General features: G+C 41.3%; 4 protein-coding genes. All 4 read right to left on the bottom strand.

All coding sequences use genetic code 11. The annotated features are described in order from the left end of the window. Window positions 1-594: MotA/TolQ/ExbB proton channel family protein (locus A3757_RS21775; protein WP_197470211.1), on the bottom strand; the 594-nt coding region annotated here is incomplete at its 3' end. Continuing rightward, on the bottom strand, window positions 587-940 hold the full coding sequence (locus A3757_RS21770; protein WP_068511976.1) for a hypothetical protein: 354 nt from the start codon (window positions 938-940) through the stop codon (window positions 587-589). The genes A3757_RS21775 and A3757_RS21770, both read right to left, overlap by 8 nt. A 213-nt stretch (window positions 941-1,153) precedes the next feature. Then, on the bottom strand, window positions 1,154-3,265 hold the full coding sequence (locus A3757_RS21765) for a UvrD-helicase domain-containing protein (protein ID WP_068511974.1): 2,112 nt from the start codon (window positions 3,263-3,265) through the stop codon (window positions 1,154-1,156). Then, window positions 3,265-3,959: DUF2726 domain-containing protein (locus tag A3757_RS21760; RefSeq protein WP_156506490.1), on the bottom strand; the 695-nt coding region annotated here is incomplete at its 5' end. The genes A3757_RS21765 and A3757_RS21760, both read right to left, overlap by 1 nt.

Below are 3,959 nucleotides of genomic sequence, written 5' to 3'. Positions count from 1 at the left end.
ACCCATACTCGCCACCATGTCAGACATATCGAATAATCTAAAACCCTTTGATTCTAAGGCTTTGATTGATTCAATATTCTGGTTTCGAACCTTTCTCAAAAATATGGTGTGGCGTAACAAGCTCAAGACCAGACCTCCAATAATACCCGCTACTGAGGTATAGAATGCGACTTTCATACCTTCTAACAGCCCACCAATCGAAGCTAGTAACTTGTCGGAAGAGCCTTTGGCATGCAAATCAAGTGGTTCCAAATCACTTAAGCCGTAACTAATTCCAAGAAAGGTCCCTAGTACGCCCAAGGAGGTTACAAAGGCGGGCATCCAGTCGAAGCCAAGACTCTTTTCTTCAAGTGCTTCTGGCCACTTTCGAATACAAATTGGACCAGAATTTTGCGCAGAAACAATACCATGTTTCGACTTTAGCAGTTGCGCGGGAGTACTTTCTAATAACTCCTCCTGTAGCTTTGCCTTATCTTTCTTGTCTACAGTCATGACCTTGAGCCACACCGCCAAGGTAGCGAGAGTGAAAAAACCGATAAAGGCAAAAAAGGTGGTGTTGATGTTTGATTCAAATAAAACTGATAGATCAATCATGTTTGTAGTTCCTGACAAGTACAGCTAGTTCATTTTTAGTTAAGAATTCTTCGGCCAGTCTCTTTGGCATATGAGCGCCGTCCGTATATGGACCTATTTTATTAGGCAAAACGACGGAATAAATTTCTTCTGATGTCTCTTCAGTGTCTAGCTGAAGGTATACGGAAGGAAACTCTCTTCTTAGTAGCTCAATTTGATAGGCTAGTTTGGTGTGCCTAAAAAACTCACCATGGGAATCAGAACTTTTGTTATCGTCCTGATGTGATTTCCAAAAATGGTTAATCGTGTGAATACGCTTAACTAGCTCTTCAATAGTCAGGGCGTATGACATTCCTTCGTACTTCATTTCTTACTCCTTTAAACAAGCGAATTATTTCATCATGCCTGTCTTTGGTAAATTAAATAGCTCTCGTTTTGCACAGCGAATTAAAATAACGATAAATCCGCGTGTTTTTGTCTTAAGCCATAATGACTACCAATTGAAAGAAGTTTTACGGACAATTGGGGGACGTTCATAGAAACATTAGTTCTAATTTGTGGCAAACCGCGTACTTCCTTGTTACAACAATCTCTGTTCATTGAAATATGAGCTTAGCTGTCCATAACTCAATATATGGGCTGACTTTCTGGCGCGCGTCAAGGCTACATAGACCAAACTTCGCTCTTCTGTATCAGCTTGTGCAAGTGAGGCTTTATCTGCCCGCCCCTGCAGTGCATACTGTAAGGGTATTAGTCCTTCATTCGCTGAAGCCAACACAACATGATTAAACTCTAACCCTTTGACACGATGGACGGTTGCTAGTTTTATTGCGCCACTCCCTTCATCAGCTCTGTTGGCTTGAATTATTGAGGTTTTGATACCAAGGTTTGCAAAACCTTTACTCAGTTCATTAACTTCACTATTTGTTCGCGCAACGACACAGAAATTTTCGTGGGGCTCTGCTGACTGTTTTACTAAGTTTGAAACATAGGAGCACTGTTCATTTAAGTTCGACAGTGTTTCGATAACTGGAAATTCACCATGACTGAGAGACTTGTACTGATGGTTATCGTCGGTGCCACCATCTAAATCGTCGATATCCCTCCCCTCCAAAAGGTTAATGGCAGAAAGTCTGATTTCGTCTGTCGTACGATAGTTAATTTTTAACTTCGAAGAGCGGCCACGAATATTAATACCGCATTGGCTCAATATGACCTTATTTTTACCGTATATACGCTGATGAGCATCGCCAACAATAAATAGATCATTAGGTCTCTCTGGCACAATAGCTCTTAACAATTTGTATGCTTGAGACCCCATATCTTGAGCTTCATCCACGATGACAGACGAATAGTCTTGAGTTCCTTGCCCGCTTTCTATAAATCCGAGAGTATCTCGATAAACATCATCAACCTCTTTATAATGTTCGGCATTTAGTAGTCGACGATATTCTTCAAACACCGGCCAAATTTCAAAGCGTTGCTCACGATCAAGTCTTGTACCCCTGCCTTTTCTAGAAGCTCGTTTATACGCATTGAACGTATCAATGCCTTGAGCCTGTACGACACGTTGCCATTCTTCCTTGTAGAAATTATTGGAAAAATTTAAATGTCGTGGACATTTGATGAGCGCTTTACCCCATAACTCTTCACTTTTACGTTGATCATAGAGTATGCGGTATCCATAATTATGATGTTTTAGAAAGTTTTGCACCCATTGGTCAAGGTTAATGACTTCAATCTTAGAAAGGGTATGCTGATCGCAAATACTTTGAAGGCTAGTTGAAATATCAATCGCGAGGTTTTTGGTATAAGTGGTAAACAGAACTTTCTGTCCGTTATCACAGCAGTTTTCTGCAAGCCATTTGGCACGGTGCATTGCCACAACTGTTTTGCCCGTACCCGCTCCACCTAGTACTCTTACCGAACCATTCTTAATACCCATAACGAGCTTGCGTTGCGCTGGGTGCAGAAACACTCGCCATTTAGCAACCGGTTCAGCAAGCATTTCTCTTAGCTCTTTTTCACTTGCTGGGACAAAGAAGCTAGCTATAGTAGAAGGTAGGCTGAGTGCTTGCTGATAGTCTGATGAATCAACGCTTGAAACATCGCTAGTTTCGCTTTCTAGTAAAAGACTTTCATAGCTTTCGCCCGCGTTATAAAAGAATAAAGCCTCATATGCCTCTTTCGGTAATCGGTGTTGTAGTTGATCCAACATCGACTCGTTAGTCACACTCCTTACAGACGATATAAGCTCATCGGGAACACCAAGTCTTAGTAAGTGTTTATCCTTTAAATTGTCAAACAAGCCCTTTTCGAAAGTAGACGGAGCTGAAACCTTTTGCATCGTCTCAATCATGGTCTCGTATATCTGTAGAGATCCAGTATTAGGATTTATTTTACACTGATGAACTGCTGCCCAGTTATATGCTCTATCATGATGATCTACCCACAATAGCAAATAGACATTTCCCTCAGCCGGTGCATGTAGTATGACTCTGTATGCTTGATCAACCCGTATAGATCGCATGAGCTTATCCTTAAGCGCATTGAGAGTTTCATAATTCAATCCCGGAGATTTAGGGTTACTTTGAAACTTTAGAACCAGTTGAATAACCTTAGCTTGGGTGTTAGCTGGTAGTTTCACTAAAGCGTTAAAAAACGTGTCCGCGAAGGCGACTTTAATATCCATCAAGCAGCTTCCTTTGACGCTAACAAACTTAACAGGCCCTCAGGTTTCTCATCAATACTTACAACCGTCCAACCTTGTTTTGTGAATAACTCTTCGCCCTCATCCATTTGGTAGTCGATTAACAACGCTACTTTATAACTCTCCCAAGCAAGCTCTGATTCACATAAAATTTCCCCGTTGCCATCACACAGCTCATAACCCACTGTAGGAACATCAACACAAGCCTGAGACTCTAAATAATCTACTAGGTCCATAACTACTTCATCCGCGTAGCGTTTGACCCTTTCCCAATCAGAGTTTTTACTATTGGTACTATTATCTTGGGAGTCACTAACAGTTTGCCTTTTGGCAGCTCGCTCAAGTGCAGCGACTATGCGTTCCTTTTCGTCACACTCATTGGTTTTTAGCCTTAACAACCTTAATCCAATATTCTGCAGAACCTGGTTCTTCAACGTGTCTCGCCCGCGCTGTTCAGCATTATTTTCGTGAAACTCGAAGCCATCAACCTCGATTGCCAAAACAGGGCTCTTATCGATTCGCGAATAAATCAAGAAATCTACATGCGACCAAGGATTCTTCACAAATTTACTTTGTTCATAAGTTAGCTCTGACGTATCTTTTACAATGTCATTTAGCTGAACATGAAGCACATAATCTAAATCTTGGAAAGCCTCTAAGGATAAGACCTCTCTCA

The sequence above is a fragment of the Oleiphilus sp. HI0117 genome (assembly GCF_001635235.1).
This window is presented reverse-complemented; position numbering and strand designations above follow the sequence as displayed.